The organism is Paracoccus aeridis, from assembly GCF_004923205.2.
In the GTDB taxonomy this organism is placed as follows: domain Bacteria; phylum Pseudomonadota; class Alphaproteobacteria; order Rhodobacterales; family Rhodobacteraceae; genus Paracoccus; species Paracoccus aeridis.
Window position 1 is genome coordinate 49,225 of record NZ_SELD02000005.1, and the last position, 15,392, is coordinate 64,616.

At 68.2% G+C, this 15,392-nt stretch carries 12 protein-coding genes; 8 read left to right on the forward strand and 4 right to left on the reverse strand.

Going from position 1 to position 15,392, the window contains the following annotated elements:
* The first annotated feature begins 22 nt into the window (after positions 1 to 22).
* Entirely contained in the window at positions 23 to 775 is a 753-nt protein-coding gene (gene kduD, locus ELI80_RS02230) for a 2-dehydro-3-deoxy-D-gluconate 5-dehydrogenase KduD (protein WP_136649363.1), read from the forward strand.
* Between the two features lie 305 nt (positions 776 to 1,080).
* A complete protein-coding gene (locus ELI80_RS02235; protein ID WP_136649364.1) occupies positions 1,081 to 2,409 on the forward strand; it encodes an Nramp family divalent metal transporter in 1,329 nt (442 codons plus the stop codon).
* A 76-nt stretch (positions 2,410 to 2,485) separates the two neighbouring features.
* On the opposite strand, the gene ELI80_RS02240 is transcribed toward ELI80_RS02235, so the two are convergent.
* Positions 2,486 to 3,109, reverse strand: a complete 624-nt coding sequence (locus ELI80_RS02240; protein ID WP_136649365.1) for a trimeric intracellular cation channel family protein — start codon at positions 3,107 to 3,109, stop codon at positions 2,486 to 2,488.
* 545 nt (positions 3,110 to 3,654) lie between these two features.
* Entirely contained in the window at positions 3,655 to 3,882 is a 228-nt protein-coding gene (locus ELI80_RS02245) for a hypothetical protein (protein WP_136649366.1), read from the reverse strand.
* Between the two features lie 143 nt (positions 3,883 to 4,025).
* Between ELI80_RS02245 and ELI80_RS02250 the strand changes: the two genes are divergently transcribed.
* The 3 genes from ELI80_RS02250 (at position 4,026) to ELI80_RS02260 (ending at position 10,015) form a co-directional block, all read left to right on the forward strand.
* A complete protein-coding gene (locus ELI80_RS02250; protein ID WP_136649367.1) occupies positions 4,026 to 5,051 on the forward strand; it encodes a chemotaxis protein CheB in 1,026 nt (341 codons plus the stop codon).
* A gap of 98 nt (positions 5,052 to 5,149) precedes the next feature.
* Entirely contained in the window at positions 5,150 to 8,146 is a 2,997-nt protein-coding gene (locus tag ELI80_RS02255) for a CheR family methyltransferase (protein WP_136649368.1), read from the forward strand.
* 18 nt (positions 8,147 to 8,164) lie between these two features.
* Positions 8,165 to 10,015: a PAS domain-containing protein gene (locus tag ELI80_RS02260; RefSeq protein ID WP_268939830.1), complete on the forward strand. Its 1,851-nt coding sequence runs from the start codon at positions 8,165 to 8,167 to the stop codon at positions 10,013 to 10,015.
* A 281-nt stretch (positions 10,016 to 10,296) separates the two neighbouring features.
* Here the strand turns inward: ELI80_RS02260 and ELI80_RS02265 are convergent, their stop codons facing one another.
* Positions 10,297 to 10,725, reverse strand: a complete 429-nt coding sequence (locus tag ELI80_RS02265) for a response regulator (protein WP_161596412.1) — start codon at positions 10,723 to 10,725, stop codon at positions 10,297 to 10,299.
* A gap of 474 nt (positions 10,726 to 11,199) precedes the next feature.
* On the opposite strand from ELI80_RS02265, the gene ELI80_RS02270 reads away from it, so the two are divergent.
* On the forward strand, positions 11,200 to 12,615 hold the full coding sequence (locus tag ELI80_RS02270) for an NAD-dependent succinate-semialdehyde dehydrogenase (RefSeq protein WP_136649371.1): 1,416 nt from the start codon (positions 11,200 to 11,202) through the stop codon (positions 12,613 to 12,615).
* Positions 12,616 to 12,694: 79 nt separating this feature from the next.
* Here the strand turns inward: ELI80_RS02270 and ELI80_RS02275 are convergent, their stop codons facing one another.
* Positions 12,695 to 13,582, reverse strand: coding sequence for a LysR family transcriptional regulator (locus ELI80_RS02275; protein WP_136649372.1), 888 nt, complete (start codon positions 13,580 to 13,582; stop codon positions 12,695 to 12,697).
* A gap of 113 nt (positions 13,583 to 13,695) precedes the next feature.
* Here ELI80_RS02275 and ELI80_RS02280 point away from each other — a divergent pair, with 113 nt between their 5' ends.
* Together ELI80_RS02280 and ELI80_RS02285 are read left to right on the forward strand one after the other, a co-directional pair.
* Complete coding sequence (locus tag ELI80_RS02280; protein ID WP_136649373.1) at positions 13,696 to 14,685, forward strand: hydroxyacid dehydrogenase; 990 nt, start codon at positions 13,696 to 13,698, stop codon at positions 14,683 to 14,685.
* A 19-nt stretch (positions 14,686 to 14,704) separates the two neighbouring features.
* Positions 14,705 to 15,388 (forward strand): RraA family protein, encoded by a 684-nt coding sequence (locus tag ELI80_RS02285; protein ID WP_136649374.1) that lies wholly within the window; start codon positions 14,705 to 14,707, stop codon positions 15,386 to 15,388.
* Positions 15,389 to 15,392: the final 4 nt, after the last annotated feature.

Below are 15,392 nucleotides of genomic sequence, written 5' to 3' on the forward strand. Positions count from 1 at the left end.
CGAGACAAGGACGGAGACCGCGATGACCAACCCCTTCGACCTGACCGGCCGCGTGGCCGTCGTGACCGGCGCCAACACCGGCATCGGCCAGGCCATCGCCGTCGCGCTGGCAAGCGCCGGCGCCGACATCGTGCTGGTCGGGCGCTCGGCGATGACGCAAACGCGGGCCCTGCTGGACGGCAAGGGCGCCGTGCACGAGATCACCGCCGATCTTTCCACCACCGCGCCGCTGCAGGGGATCGTCGATGAAACCGTCGCACGGTTCGGCGCGCTCCACATCCTCGTCAACAACGCCGGTATCATCCGCCGCGCCGACAGCACGGACTATACCGAGGCCGACTGGGACGCCGTCGTCGACACGAACCTGAAATCCCTTTTCTTCCTCAGCCAGGCGGCGGGCCGGCACATGATCGCGCGGGGCTCGGGCAAGATCGTCAACGTGGCCTCGCTCCTCTCCTTCCAAGGGGGGATCCGCGTGCCCGCCTACACCGCGTCGAAAAGCGGGGTGGCGGGGCTTACCCGGCTTCTGGCCTGCGAATGGGCCGCAAAGGGGGTGCAGGTCAACGCCATCGCGCCGGGCTACGTGGCGACCAACAACACCGCGGCGCTGCAGGCAGACGAAAAGCGCAGCGCCGACATCTTGGGCCGGATTCCCGCAAGCCGCTGGGGGCGGCCCGAGGATATCGGCGGCGCGGCGGTGTTCCTTGCGTCGGGCGCCGCTGACTACGTGAACGGCGTGGTGCTGCCTGTGGACGGCGGCTGGCTCGCGCGCTGACACGGTCCGCAGCCGAGGCGTGGCGACACGGACGGGCGCTTGCGGCAGGGGTGATCCGCCGTTTGGATAATCCGCTGGCTACTGCCTGCCAGGCGTCGGCTCAGGACGCGCCTCCTGATCCTTCGTTCAACTCGGCGATCATCCCGACCCGGTCTTCGGCCGATTCGTTCGGTGCGTCCCGGGCACGGCCTGGAACCGTTCCGCCGCGCCTGAACTCCACTTGACACGCTTTGTCGCGGCAATACGAGTTAGCCACGTCTAACTTCCAGGGCCGGCGCTTCACGGTCGGATCAAGGGTCCCAACGATGTCGCAAGAAGCCTGGCGCGAAAGCCGCGATACCCCGTCGCTGTCCGAGGTGTTCGGCACCATCGCCGTGCCGTCCGGGCAAACGCCGTTCCGCCGCTTCCTTGCCTTCATCGGGCCGGGCTACCTGGTCGCGGTGGGCTACATGGACCCGGGCAACTGGGCCACCTCGCTCGCCGGCGGGGCGAAGTTCGGCTATACGCTGCTGTTTGTCGCGCTTCTGTCGAACATCATGGCGATCCTGTTGCAGAGCCTGTGCGCGCGGCTTGCGATCGCGTCGGGCCGCGACCTGGCGCAGGCCTGCCGCGACGCCTTCCCGCGCTGGGTGTCGTTCCCGCTGTGGCTTCTGGCCGAGGCCGCGATCATCGCCACCGACCTGGCCGAGGTGATCGGCACCGCCATCGGCCTCAATCTCCTGTTCGGCATCCCGCTGGAGATCGGCGTGTTCATCACCGCCGCCGACGTGTTCCTGATCCTGTGGCTGCAGAACCGCGGCTTCCGCTGGGTGGAGGCGTTCGTCATCGCGCTGCTGGGCGTGATCGCGGCGTGCTTTCTCGTCCAGATCGCGATGGCCGACCCGGACTGGAACGAGGTCATCCGTGGCTTCGCGCCCTCGGTCGAGATCGCGACGAACCCCGAGATGCTGTATATCGCGTTGGGGATCATCGGCGCCACCGTGATGCCGCACAACCTGTATCTTCATTCCGGCATCGTCCAGACGCGCGCCTTCGGGCAGGACAGGGGATCGAAGCGGCAGGCGCTGCGGCTCGCGACGTGGGACAGCACGCTCGCGCTGATGCTCGCGCTTTGCGTGAACGCGTCGATCCTGATCCTCGCCGCGGCGACCTTCAACGCCTCGGGCAACACCGAGATCGTGGAGATCGACCAGGCCCACGCGCTTCTGTCCCCGATCCTGGGCGAGACGGTGGCGCCTACGCTGTTCGGGATCGCGCTTCTGTGCTGCGGCCTGAACGCGACCGTCACCGCCACCATGGCCGGCCAGATCGTGATGGAGGGCTTCGTCCGCTTCCGCATCAGCCCGGTCATGCGGCGGCTCATCACCCGTACTGTCGCGATCCTGCCCGCCATGGTCGTGATCGTGATCTGGGGTGCCGAGGAAACCGGCCGCCTGCTGATCCTGTCGCAGGTGGTCCTGTCGTTCCAGCTGCCGTTCGCGATCGTGCCGCTGGTGATGTTCACGGCAAGCCGGGCGAAGATGGGCGACCTCGTGGCGCCGAGGTGGCTGACGGCGCTCTGCGCGCTGATCGCGGTGACGATCATCGGGTTGAACGCGAACCTCCTGTGGTCCGTGGCGACGGGCGGGTTCTGAACAGACGGCCGTCGGGCGCGGGGGCTGGGCGGTCATTGGAATCGGCGGCGGTCGCGCCGAACCGGACCTACGGCCCTCACGGCATCTGTTTCGGCCCCGGCAACTTCCAGCCGAACCTGATCGCCATGAGTCGAAGGCCGAAGCATACGCCGCCTGCGACCAGGGCCGAGAGGCCGTAGGGCAGCCCCAGCGCATCCCCGATGACCACCAGCGCGGCGCCGGCCAGGGCCGCCACGGCATAGAAATCCGAGCGCAGCACCTGCGGGATCTCGGACAGCAGGATGTCGCGCGTCATTCCCCCGCCGATCCCGGTCAGCATCCCCAGCAGGGCCGACATGAGCGGGCTCAGCCCGAACTCGATGGCCTTCTGCGCGCCCGCGACCGCGAAGAACGACAGGCCCACGGCGTCGAACAGGAGCATCGGCCGGCGCAGCCTGTCGACCCCGGCATACAGGAAGAAGGTGACGAGCCCTGCGACGACCGAGGTGACGAGATAGCGGGCGTCGCTCAGGGCCGCGGGCGGAACCGCGCCGATCAGCAGGTCGCGGCCGATGCCGCCCAAGTTCCCGGCGACAAAGGACAGCACGAGCACGCCGAAGAGGTCGAGCCGGCGATGAACCGCCGCCATCGCTCCGCTGATCGCAAAGACGAAGGTCCCGCCGAGGTCGAGCACGACGGTGAAGCTTTCGACGTCGATCATGCCGACCGTGCAGATGGCTGGAGGGGATGGCCGAGAACGGGGTCCGACGTGGGCGGATGTTCCATCCCCGGACATGGGTGCCAACAGTCTGCCCTCATCGAGGATGCCGTGTCAAACGAGGGACCGGCACGTAGTGCCGTGCTCGGCACCGGGCTGATTGCCAGGCCAACTGTGGCTTTTTCAAGCATGTGAAAAGGCAAATGGACAGAACGCCTCAGCCGCAAGTCGCGTTCTCGCCCGCCGACTGACAATGAAGGGACAGGCCAAACCGGCGGCCACCGGCGACAGACCCTCCGAAGGAAGCGTAACGCTTCCTTCCACGTTCAGTATGCCCAGCCGAGGGGAAACTTACCACCCGGGTCAAGGTCGATGCCGACGTTCAGCGAGAGCAGCGCGCATCGCATCAAGGCACCGATCCAGGCAAGAACGAAACGTGGGCCGTAGGAGGGAACTCGCGAGGCTTGTTCTGCTGACCGGCACCTCTGGTAGGAAAGGCGTCCAACCATGATGCCACTAATCTGCAAGCGACGTGCAGCGCGGCGCACTCAGCGCTCCTGATGGCCAAGCACCCGCAGGATCTGCTCGCGATGCGCCTTCCATCCCTCCAATGTTTCCTGAAGCACCCGCAGCAGGGTTTCGGCCTCGGTGGTGCTCTGGTCCTGCGACCGCAGATGGGCCAGCAGTTCCTCCTGCCGGAAAATCCTCTTCTCGCCCTCGGCGATGTCGCGCTCGGCCTGTGCAAGATGAGCCCGTTCGGTGGCGAGGTCGGGCATGGTCCTTCTCCTCGGGAAAGCTGCAACGCATGGGAAGGCGGCTGGGTTCAGGTGCCCGTCATTGTCGTGCAGGAGTCAAAAAGGGGAACGCGGCGTGGCCGGGCGCGGTTTCCCTGCTGGTCACGATGATGAAAGGGCCATTCATGGACAACCGCGACATCATCGTCATCGGCGGCTCGTCGGGCGCCACCGCCCCGCTCAAGGCGATCCTGGGCGGGCTTCCCAGGGACCTGCCCGCCGCCGTCTTCGTCGTGCTGCACATCCCCGCGCGCAGCATCGGCATCCTCGCCACGGTGAGCCAGGCCGCCAGCCAGATGATCGTCTCTCCTGCCGAGGACGGGATGGAGATCGTGCCGGGCCACATCTACCTGGGCGTCCCCGACCGGCACCTGCTGATCGCCGACGGCCGGATCCGGCTGGGCCGCGGCCCGCGCGAGAACATGGCGCGGCCCGCCATCGACCCGCTGTTCCGTTCGGCCGCCGTGGCCTACGGCCCGCGCGTCGTCGGCGTGCTGCTCAGCGGGCTTCTGAACGACGGCGCTTCCGGCCTTTCCGCGATCAAGCGCTGCGGGGGGCTGGCGCTGGTGCAGGACCCGCAGGACGCCACGGCGGACGAGATGCCGCTCGCGGGCCTTCGTGCGGTGTCGGCCGACCTGGTCGCGCCCGGCATGCGGATCGGCGACGTGCTGGCCGATCTCGTGCGTGAATCCGCCGGCCCCACGGTGCCGGTCCCGCCCGAGATCCAGCTTGAGGTGGACATCGCCGCGGGCGAGCGGATCGACAGCGAGGTCCTCAACCGCATCGCCGATCCCGCGCCGCTCATCTGTCCCGATTGCGGCGGCGTCATGTCGCAACTGCGCGAGCCGGGCCCCCTGCGCTTCCGCTGTCAGGTCGGCCATGCCAAGACGGCCGAGGTGCTGGCCTACGAGCAGGAGAGGTCCGTCGACGAGGCGCTGCGCGTGGCGCCGCGGATCATCGAGGAGCGCGCCGAGCTTGTCGCGCGGATGGCCGAAGAAGGGCGCCAGTCGGGCCGCCGCTCGGTTGCCGAAATGTATCAGGAACGTGCCGACGAATATCGCCGCTACGGCGACACGATCCGCCGCGCCGTGCTCGAGACGATGCGCCCGCCGGCGCCGTCCGGCGACGAGGGGGGACAGGGCGAGGCTTGAACGAGGAGGCCTTCGGTGACAGAGGTTGCGGGCTGCGAGGGACTTTTCGGCGGCGAGCGGGGACGGGCGTACCCCGGCGCGCGCAGGACCGGGTGAACATGTCCAAGGATACGGATACAGACGTCGGCGATCCTTCGCCCGTGATCGTGGCCATGACCGCGTCGGCCGCCCGCGCGGGCTCGCTCGAGGCGCTGCTGCGCCAGTTTCCGCCGCAGCCGGATGCCGCGATCGTGGTCGTGCTGCAGCACATGGAGGCGTTCGACGAGGACCGTTTCCGCGCGGCGGCGCGCGCAGGCGGTCACGAGCCGGGGTGGATCGAGGACGGCGGGGCGATCGAGCCGGGCCGGCTTTACCTCAATCCGCGCGACATGATCGTGACGGTCGAGGACGGGCATTTCGCGGCCCAGCCGACACATCAGGCCCCGGGGCTTCAGGGCGTGATAGACAGCTTCATGGTGTCGCTCGCGCGCGAGCGGCGTGGCCGGGCGATCGGCGTGGCGCTGGCGGGAACCGACGGCGACGGCACGCTGGGCGCGCGCGAGATGAAGGCCGCGGGCGGCGTGGTGCTGGCCGAATGCGTGCGCGAGGATCTCGCCCACTCGGACAGCGCGGCCGCGCTGGCGGATGCCGTGCTTCCGCTGGAAGATATCGCCGCGCGCCTGCGGCCCTCGATCGAGCAAGCGACGCACCGACAGCGCGCAGCCGCCGGTGGAGATCGTCCCGAGACGCGCGAGATGCTGCGCGCGATCGCGGGGCTCCTGCGGCAGAAGACCGGGCACGACTTCCACGGCTACAAGCCGGGCACCTTTCTGCGCCGCGTCCACCGGCGGATGCAGGCGCTCCTGATCAACGACCTCAAGGCCTATGTTGACCTGCTGCGCTCCAGCCCGAACGAACCGCAGAGCCTGTTCAACGACCTGCTGATCGGCGTGACCGAGTTCTTCCGCGACCGCAAGGAATGGGAGATCCTTGAAAAGGAGGTCATCCCCCGCCTGTTCGAAGACAAGCCCTCCAAGTCGGCGCTTCGTGTCTGGGTCGCCGGCTGCTCGACCGGGGAGGAAGCCTATTCGCTGGCCATCCTCCTGGCTGAGCATCGGGCCAAACTGGACGACCCGCCGCAGGTCCAGATCTTCGCCTCGGACCTCGACGGGCGGGCGCTGGCGATGGGGCGGGCGGGCCGCTATCCCGACACGATCGCCGGGCACCTGTCCCAGGAACGGCTGGCGCGCTGGTTCGTCCGCGAAGGCGACACCTACTGCGTGATCAAGGAACTGCGCGAGATGTGCATCTTCTCGCAGCACAGTCTCATCAAGGACGCGCCTTTCTCGCGCCTGGACCTGGTGTCCTGCCGTAACCTGCTGATCTACCTGGACGCCGACCTGCAGGAAAAGGTGATCCCGCTTTTTCACTTCGCCCTGCGCCCCGGCGGCTTCCTGTTCCTGGGCAATTCGGAAAACGCGTCGCGCCACACGCAACTGTTCGCCCCGGTCGAGGCGCGCTCGCGCATCTTCCGGCGGCTGGACACGGCGACCCGCGTCTTTCCCGACTTCCCCTTCACCTCGGTGGACCGGCGCTGGACGGACCGCGCGGCCCGCAGCGCCCCGGACCGCGGTCAGCCCGCCGCCCGCGAACTGACACGCTGGGCCGAGCATGTGATGGAGCGCCACACCCCCGCCTTCGTCGTCATCGACGAGGCCTATACGGTGCTGCACTTCTCGGGTCCGATGGGACGCTATCTTGCACCTTCCAGCGGGACAGCCTCGCTGAACCTGCTGCAGCTTGCCCACCCGGTCCTGCGGGCCGAGTTGCGCGCGGCGCTGGTCCGCGCGGTCGAAGAAGGGCAGGCCGTCGAACTGCCGGGGCTCGACATCGGCGCCAATGGCCAGCGGCTGCGCGTGGACGTGATCGTCGAGCCGCGGCTGTCGGTTTCCGACAGCCAGCCCGGCTTCATCGTGATCTTCAAGGAATGCGGGATCGCGGCCGATCGCGGCACGGGGGGCGATGCCGCCGCCGGCCAGCGCGACGAGCAGCTGAGCCGTCTGGAAGACGATCTGCGCCTGACCCGCGACCGCCTCCAGGCGACCATCGAGGAGCTGGAAAGCACCAACGAGGAGCTGAAGTCCTCGAACGAGGAATACCAGTCGCTGAACGAGGAACTGCAGAGCGCCAACGAGGAGCTTGAGACCTCGAAGGAGGAACTGCAGTCCGTCAACGAGGAACTGACCACCGTCAACGGCGAACTGGCGCACCGGGTGCAGGAACTGGGGCGCGCGAACAGCGACCTCAAGAACTTCCTCGAATCCACCCAGATCGCGACGCTGTTCCTGGACGGCGAGCTGAGGGTCACCAACTTCACCCCTGCGATCGTCGATGTCTTCCACCTGGTTGAATCCGACGAAGGTCGTCCGATCGAGCACATCAAGGCCCGCGTCGGTTACGACAGCCTGGCCGAGGATGCCCGCCGCGTGCTGCGCACCCTGGCGCCGGTGGAACGCGAGATCGACAACCCCGCGTCCGGCACCCGCTACATCGCCCGCGTGCTGCCCTATCGCAGCACCGACAACTTCATCGCGGGTGTGGTCGTCACCTTCGTCGACGTCACCGCCCGCCGCGAGGCCGAGGAACAACTGCGCCGCAGCGAGGAACGCTTCCGCGCCATCGTGGAAACCGCCCGCGATTACGCAATCTTCACCACCGACACCGAGGGGCGGATCGAGACCTGGCCGCCAGGCGCCCGGCAGGTCTTCGGATGGGGCGCGGACGAGGCCGTGGGCCAGCCCCTCGACATCACCTTCACCCCCGAGGACCGGGAAGCCGGCCAGCCCGCGCTGGAGCGCCGGACGGCGCTGGAAGACGGGCAGGCGCCGGACGTGCGCTGGCATCTTCGCAAGGACGGCACCAGGGTCTTCATCGAAGGCTCCGTCAGGCCGCTCCTGGGACGGGACCGCCGGCCCGCGGGCTTCCTGAAGATCGGTCAGGACGTGACGGGGCAGCGGGCCATCGAGGCCGCGTTGCGGGCCAGCGAGGCCAACCAGGCCTTCCTGCTGCGGCTGTCGGACGCCCTGCGGCCCCTGGCCGATCCCGATGCCATCTAGGGCGACGCCAGCCGCATCCTGGCCGAGCATCTGGATGTCGACCGCGCCTATTACGTCGAGGTGGACGAAGAGAACGGCATCGCCCGCGTCGCCCGCGACCATGTCCGGGACGACGCGCCGTCGCTTGCGGGCGAGCATTCGGTCGCGGATTTCGGCTGGTCGGTCAAGATCCTGCGCCGCGGCGAATGTCACGTGATCAGCGACACCCGGACCTCGCCCCTCGTGCCGCCGGCCGACCGTCCGGCCTCTGACGCGCTGGGGATCATCGCCTGCATGGGGGCGCCGCTGATAAAGGAGGGGCGGCTCGTCGGCGCCCTTTGCGTGACCAGCCGGGAGCCGAGGGGCTGGACGGCGGACGAGGTGGCGATCCTGCAGGAAGTGGCCGACCGCGTCTGGGCCGCGGTCGAACGCGCCCGGGCCGAGACGCGGCTGCACGAATCCGAAGCGCGGTTCCGCACGCTCGTGGACGCGGTCGAGGACGTGTTCTACATCACCGATCTTGAACAAGGCGCGCTTGAATACCTCAGCCCGGCCTACGAACGGATCTGGGGGCGGCCGCGCTCGGCGATCATCTCGGACCTCCAGCTGTTCGTCGAAAGCATCCATCCTGCGGACCGCGACATCGTGACCGCGGCCAAGGCTGCGCAGGCGCGCGGCGAGCAGGTGGTCACGCGCTATCGCATCGTGCGCCCCGACGGCGGGGTCCGCCATATCATGGACCGCAGCTTCCCGGTGTCGGGCGCGGACGGGCGGCGGGCCGCGGGCGTCGCCTCGGACGTGACGGCGGTCACGCTGGCCGAATCGCGGCTGCGCGAGACCGAGGCGCAGCTGTTGGCCTTCGGCGAAGCCTCCTCGGACCTCCTGTGGATCAGAAACGCCGAGACGCTCGCCTTCGAATATGTCAGCCCGGCTTTCGAGCGGATCTTCGGCGCCAGCCGCGACGAGGTGCTGCAGGGCGACACGTTGGAGAACTGGCTGAGGATGGTCGTGCCCGATGATCGCGCCCGAGCCAGCAAGGCGATCGAGACGCTGCGGACGGGCAAGCGGCTGGCCTTCGAATACCGTATTCACCGGCCCGCGGATGGGCAGGTCCGCCTGCTTCGGGACACGGGCTTTCCCATCAGGGATCCCGGCGGGCGGGTCATGTGGATCGCGGGCGTAGGCCACGACGCGACGGAAGAAGCGGCATCGGCCGAGCGCCTGAAGGTGCTCGTGGCCGAACTTCAGCACCGCACGCGCAACCTGCTGGGCGTTGTCCGGTCCGTCACCGACCGGACCCTGGCCAACAGCGACGGCCTGGACGATTTCCGCGCCCGCATCCATGACCAGCTGGGGGCGCTGGCGCGCGTGAACGGCCTTCTGTCGCGCCTGCAGGAGGACGAGCGCATCGACTTCGACGAACTGATCCGCTCGGAACTCGACGCGCACGGGGTTCTGGACGGTGCGGGCAAAAGCGCGCAGATCAGCCTGAGCGGCCCCACCGGCGTCCGGCTGCGGTCCTCGACCGTGCAGACGCTGGCGCTGGGACTGCACGAACTGGCGACCAACGCGCTGAAATACGGGGCGCTTTCGACCCCGGATGGCAGGCTTGAGATCGGCTGGTCGCTGGCTGCCGGCCCGGACGGGCTGCCGCGGCTCACGGTGGATTGGCGGGAAAGCGGCGTTGCGGTCGCAATGCCCGGCGGCGCGGAGGCGACGGACGTTCCCAACGGCTACGGCCGCGAGCTCATCGAACAGGCGCTGCCCTACCAGCTCAGCGCCGAGGTCGATTACGACCTCAGCGCCCAGGGCGTGCGCTGCACGATAACGATCCCCCTGTCGACCGGCATGGACATGGCGCAGACCGCGGCGCGTGAGATCCAGGGCTGATACCTGCGCCTGCCTTGCGGCTTGCGCGCGATCGGCACGTTGCGGGTGCTGCGCGTGCTGGTCGGGGAGGGTGGGTAAAGTCTCGACCGTCGGTGCCCGGTGCTGCGGCATCGCACTGCGATATCGAAGGTCCCGCCGTTGCTTGCCACTTCCGACAGTAACCTGCGGCACTGGCCGATGACGGCCGTGCTGCTTTCACGCGGCACCCCACCGTCTTCGTCACCGGCCATGATGCCGGGACCACTCCTTCAGCTTACAAGCGGTTCTCCGCCGCGGTCGATCTAGCTCGGCTCTCGGACGCGCTGCTGGTGGCCCTCGGCTGACGGGCCCGCGCAGAGGTCCGCGACAGCGACCAGAAGGTTTTCGATCCGGAAGGGCTTGGTGCAGATCGGCCGGTTCCCGTGCCTTTCGGGCACCATCTCGGGATCGTAGCCGGTGGCGAACAGGAACGGGATGCCGCGTCCGGCCAGCAGATCCGCGAGTTCATAGACGGAACGCCCCCGCAGGTTGATGTCCAGCACCGCCGCGTCGATCGGCGGGGCGTCCTCCAGCGCGTCCACCGCCGCGCTCAGCGACGGGAAGGGCCCCACGAGCCGGGCACCGGCGGCGCTGAAGGCCTGCGTCAGATCCTTGGCCTGGAAGAACTCGTCCTCGACCACCATGATGGAACGGTCCTGCAAGGGAGCAAGGGCGTGCGTGGCGACGGTCATGCGATCCTCTTGTTCATTGCGTGGCTGTGACGTTGCAGGGGTGAGGATTGCCCATGTGGCGGCAGGCGCCACCGCCTGTTGAGTAAAAAATATTGTGATAGGGTCTTCCATCGGCGGTTGATCGTCGCCCGGTTGGCGTTGACCCTGCCGGTTGAGGCGGCGGCGGCCGGATCGGACGGGGCGGGAGCATCGCAAGCCCGGACCGCAGAGACAGACAGATGCCTCGATCTCACCGCCAGAGCTGGGGCGCCAGATTGGAAACTGCCTGGCCGGCGCACCCTGGCTGGCGGTCCGGCCTCGGGACACGGCCTGCGATCATGCGCATGTCACGCCGCTCACGGTCACCTTCACCAAGGCCCCGCTCCGGTTCGTTGCCGCAAGGGTCGGTGCGACGCGGCGGACATCCGGCTCTGTCATCCCGGACTCGAGCCGCCACGATCCGCGCCTGGGTGGGAACCACGGTGACGGAGGCAGTTGCCGACCTGCCGCCAGTCCTCGCCCGCGCGCGAGGCGATCATCGCCGCCGACGAAACGGTCCTCGTCAAGGCCAGACCGTTACGGTCGCGGGCCCGCTTTCTGGAGCGCCACGGAACCGGCCCGTTCGAAGCGGCGCGGGACGCCCAAGGGCCCTGGGCTGCCCTTGCGGCGAAGGAACGTGCGGCCATCCTGCGCAGGTGGTTCGAACTCGTCACCGCCGCGACCGACGATCTGGCGCTGATCCTGACCAGCGAACAGGGCAAGCCGCTGGCCGAGGCACGGGGCGAGATCGCCTATGCTGCCTCGTACATCGAATGGTTTGCCGAAGAGGCCAAGCGGGTCTATGGGGACACCATACCCGGACCCACGCCGGATCGCCGCATCATCGTGCTGAAGCAACCCGTCGGCGTGACGGCGGCGATCACGCCGTGGAACTTCCCGGCGGCGATGATCACCCGCAAGATCGCTCCCGCCCTGGCGGCGGGCTGCGCCATGGTGCTGAAACCTGCCAGCCAGACCCCCCTGACCGCGCTGGCGCTTGCGGTCCTGGCCGAACGCGCCGGCGTCCCCAAGGGCCTGCTGTCGGTCGTGACAGGCTCGGCGCGCGAGATCGGGGCGGAACTCACCGCCAACCCGATCATCCGCAAGCTGTCCTTCACCGGCTCGACCGAGGTCGGGAAGGAGCTGATGCGCCAATGCGCGGGAACGGTGAAGCGCACCTCGATGGAGCTTGGCGGCAACGCGCCGTTCATCGTGTTCGACGACGCCGATCTCGATGCTGCGGTCGAGGGTGCCATTGTCTCCAAATACCGGAACGCGGGGCAGACCTGCGTCTGCGCGAACCGGCTTTTCGTCCAGGCCGGCGTGCATGATGCCTTCGTCCGGCTTCTCGGAGAACGGGTCGCGCAGCTCCGTGTCGGTCACGGCACCGACGCCGGGGTCGAGATCGGTCCGCTGATCGACGAGGGCGCCGTCGCGAAGGTGCGCGAGCTTCTGGAGGACGCCAGGGCGAAAGGTGCGCAGGTGGCGCTTGGCGGCAAGGTCCACGAGCTCGGCCCCAATTTCTTCGAGCCGACCATCGTCACCGGCACCACTCGCCAGATGGCCTTCTTCGACGAGGAGATCTTTGGCCCTGTCGCCCCGATCTTCCGGTTCGAAACCGAGGAGGAGGTGATTGCCCTTGCCAACGATACGCCGTTCGGTCTCGCCTCGTATTTCTATGGTCGGGATATTGGACGAGTTTTCCGTGTCGCCGAACGGCTCGAATACGGCATGGTCGGCGTAAACACCGGGCTGATTTCGACGGAGGTGGCCCCCTTCGGCGGGATCAAGGAAAGCGGGCAAGGTCGCGAAGGTTCGAAATACGGGATCGAGGACTATGTCGAGTTGAAATACCTCTGTCTGCAAGTCTAGGTTATGACTCAGGGCAACCTTGATAGGGGCCGCACGTCCCGCTCGGATTTCGCGCGCAACTTGCCAGTTGAGCAATTCCTCATGGCTGCGATCCCACGCCGTGCGGCCCGCACTCTTCGACCAGCAGGCCGTGCAGCATCGAGATGAGTGCCGCGCGTGGCGCGGTCTTTCGTTCAACCAGCCCGATCTTGCGGTGCAGTTGCGGATGTCCGAACGGAGCGGTCACCAGATCGGCCGCGCAATCGGTAATGGCGACCTGCGGCAGGATCGACACGCCCAGGCCGTTGGCGACGCAGGCCGTGATGGCCGAGATCGTGTCGATCTGCGCGATCTCTGCCAGGGGCAGGTTCATGCGCGCCAGTTCCAGGTCGATCAGATGCGCCAAGGGCACGTTCGCGCGGAACCGGATGAACGGATGCCGAACAAGAAGCTCGTTCGCCTCCGTCGCAGGCGTCCCGGGCGGAGCCACCACGAACAGGGGCTCGTCCAGAAAGGGGCGCCAGCGGAGGGAGTCCGGAAAGTTGCCGTATTCGGCAACCATCGCGGCATCCAGCCGGCCTGACACGACGTCCTGCAACAACGTCTCGGACAGGCCCACGCGCAGCTGGATGCGCAGTTCGGGATAGGCCGCGTTCAGCCGGACGATGGCGCGCGGCAGCAGCGACAGGGCGCTGGTGCGCACCGAACCAAGCGAGAAGGTGCCGATCACCTTGCGCCCCGAAATCGCATCAATGGCGTTCTCGGCCGTGCGGACCAGCTCGCGCGCGGCCTCGACCAGCTGCTGTCCGGCCACGGTCAGGCGCGGGGGGCGGGTGCTGCGGTCGAAAAGCGGGGCGCCGACCTCCTGCTCGAGCGCCTGGACCTGCTGGCTGACGGCCGAGATCGTCAGGTTGACGACTCCGGCCGCGCGGGAAAACCCGCCGTGCTCGACGATCGCCAGAAGCGTCCTGAGTTGCCTCGTATCCACTTGTCCAGATTCGCTTGATTTAAACTCCAACATTACGCGCTTTTTTCAACGAAGACTACTGCTATCCCAGTGTTGTCGCCTGAAGGAGAGCAGGCGCGCCGTCTGGGGGAAACATGTCCGACAAGGTTCTGATCACGGGCCCGAGCCTCGCGCCGGCCGCTGTCGAGGTGCTGGAAGCTGCGGGGCTGACGCCCGTCTACGTGCCTCCCTACAGTTCGGGCAACGGCCTGCTGGACGCTGTCCGCTCGGCCGATCCCGTCGGGATCATCTCGCGCATGGGACGCATCGACGCGACGGTTCTGGACGCCGCCCCCGGCCTGCGCGTCATCTCGAAGCATGGCGTCGGCGTGGACAACATCGACATCGGTGAAGCCGCCCGACGCGGCATCCCGGTGCTGGTGGCGACGGGGGCGAACGCGGTCTCGGTGGCCGAACATGCGATCGCGCTGATGCTTGCGGTGACCAAGCGCCTGCTGCCGCTGGACCGCAGCCTGCGCGACGGGCGCTGGGAAAAGCCCGGCTTCAAGGGGCGTGAGCTGGCAGGGTCCACCCTCGGCCTCGTCGCCTTCGGGGCGATCGCCCGGCAGGCGGGGCGCTTCGCCCGTGCCTTCGGGATGGAGGTCGTGGCCTATGATCCCTTTTGCCCCGCCGAAGCCTTCGCCGAGGAAGGGGTCGCGCGGATTGACGACTTTGATGAACTGCTGGCGATGTCGGACGTGATCAGCCTGCATTCGCCGCTGACGCCCGACACGCGCAACCTGATCGACGCGCGGCGGCTGGCGCTGATGAAGCCCGATGCGGTCATCGTCAACACCGCCCGCGGCGGGCTGATCGACGAACCGGCGCTGGCGGCCGCCCTGGCCGAGGGCCGCATCGCCGGCGCCGGCCTGGACACGTTCGCGCAGGAGCCGCCGCCCGCGGAGCATCCCTTCTGGGCCGAGCCGCGCCTTGTCATGACCCCCCACATCGGCGGAGTCACCACAGCGGCCAACACCCGCGTCGGGGTCGAGGCCGCCCAGGGCATTGTCGATCTTCTGGCGGGCCGGCCGGTCGCGCCCGCCCGCATCGTCAACCGGGCAGTGCTTGCCCCGGCCGTCGCCTGAGCCGAACCAAGGAGCTTTCATGACCATCGGTTTCCGCATCCTGCCCCGCGCCCGCACCGTGTCCGCCGACCTCGTCCGGGCCTTCGCGGCGCTGCCGGTCGCGAATGTCAGCGACAGCATGAACCGCATGACGGCCGCAGGCCCCCGCCTGACCCGGATGCATCGCGACGGCGTGCTTGCGGGCCCCGCCCTGACGGTGAAGTCGCGACCGGGCGACAACCTGATGCTGCACAAGGCGATCGACATGGCCCAGCCCGGCGACGTGATCGTGGTCGATGCCGGGGGCGACCTGACCAACTCGCTGATGGGCGAGCTGATGCTGGCCCATGCCGTCAGGCGCGGCGTGGCGGGCTTCGTTCTGAACGGGGCGATCCGCGACGCCGACGCCTTCCGCGAGGTCAACCTGCCGGTCTTTGCCGCCGGGGTCACCCACCGAGGCCCCTACAAGGACGGTCCGGGAGAGATCAACGTCCCGATCGCCATCGACGGCATGGTGATCGAACCGGGCGACCTGGTCCTTGGCGATGCCGATGGGGTCTTGTCGGTCCCGTTCGATGCGGCCGACGCAGTGCTGGCGGCGACGCAGGCCAAGCAGGAGGCCGAAGCGAAACAGATGGCCGCGATCGAGGCGGGCACGAACGACCGTGCCTGGGTCGACGCCGCGCTGAAGCGGCTGGGCTGCGAGCTGCCCGTCGAGGGTTGAGGAA

Bases quoted from the DNA above. Each gene is read 5' to 3' on its own strand.
- kduD (WP_136649363.1), top strand. From the start codon at position 23: ATGACCAACCCCTTCGACCTGACCGGCCGCGTGGCCGTCGTGACCGGC.
- ELI80_RS02235 (WP_136649364.1), top strand. From the start codon at position 1,081: ATGTCGCAAGAAGCCTGGCGCGAAAGCCGCGATACCCCGTCGCTGTCC.
- ELI80_RS02240 (WP_136649365.1), bottom strand. From the start codon at position 3,109: ATGATCGACGTCGAAAGCTTCACCGTCGTGCTCGACCTCGGCGGGACC.
- ELI80_RS02245 (WP_136649366.1), bottom strand. From the start codon at position 3,882: ATGCCCGACCTCGCCACCGAACGGGCTCATCTTGCACAGGCCGAGCGC.
- ELI80_RS02250 (WP_136649367.1), top strand. From the start codon at position 4,026: ATGGACAACCGCGACATCATCGTCATCGGCGGCTCGTCGGGCGCCACC.
- ELI80_RS02255 (WP_136649368.1), top strand. From the start codon at position 5,150: ATGTCCAAGGATACGGATACAGACGTCGGCGATCCTTCGCCCGTGATC.
- ELI80_RS02265 (WP_161596412.1), bottom strand. From the start codon at position 10,725: ATGACCGTCGCCACGCACGCCCTTGCTCCCTTGCAGGACCGTTCCATC.
- ELI80_RS02280 (WP_136649373.1), top strand. From the start codon at position 13,696: ATGTCCGACAAGGTTCTGATCACGGGCCCGAGCCTCGCGCCGGCCGCT.
- ELI80_RS02285 (WP_136649374.1), top strand. From the start codon at position 14,705: ATGACCATCGGTTTCCGCATCCTGCCCCGCGCCCGCACCGTGTCCGCC.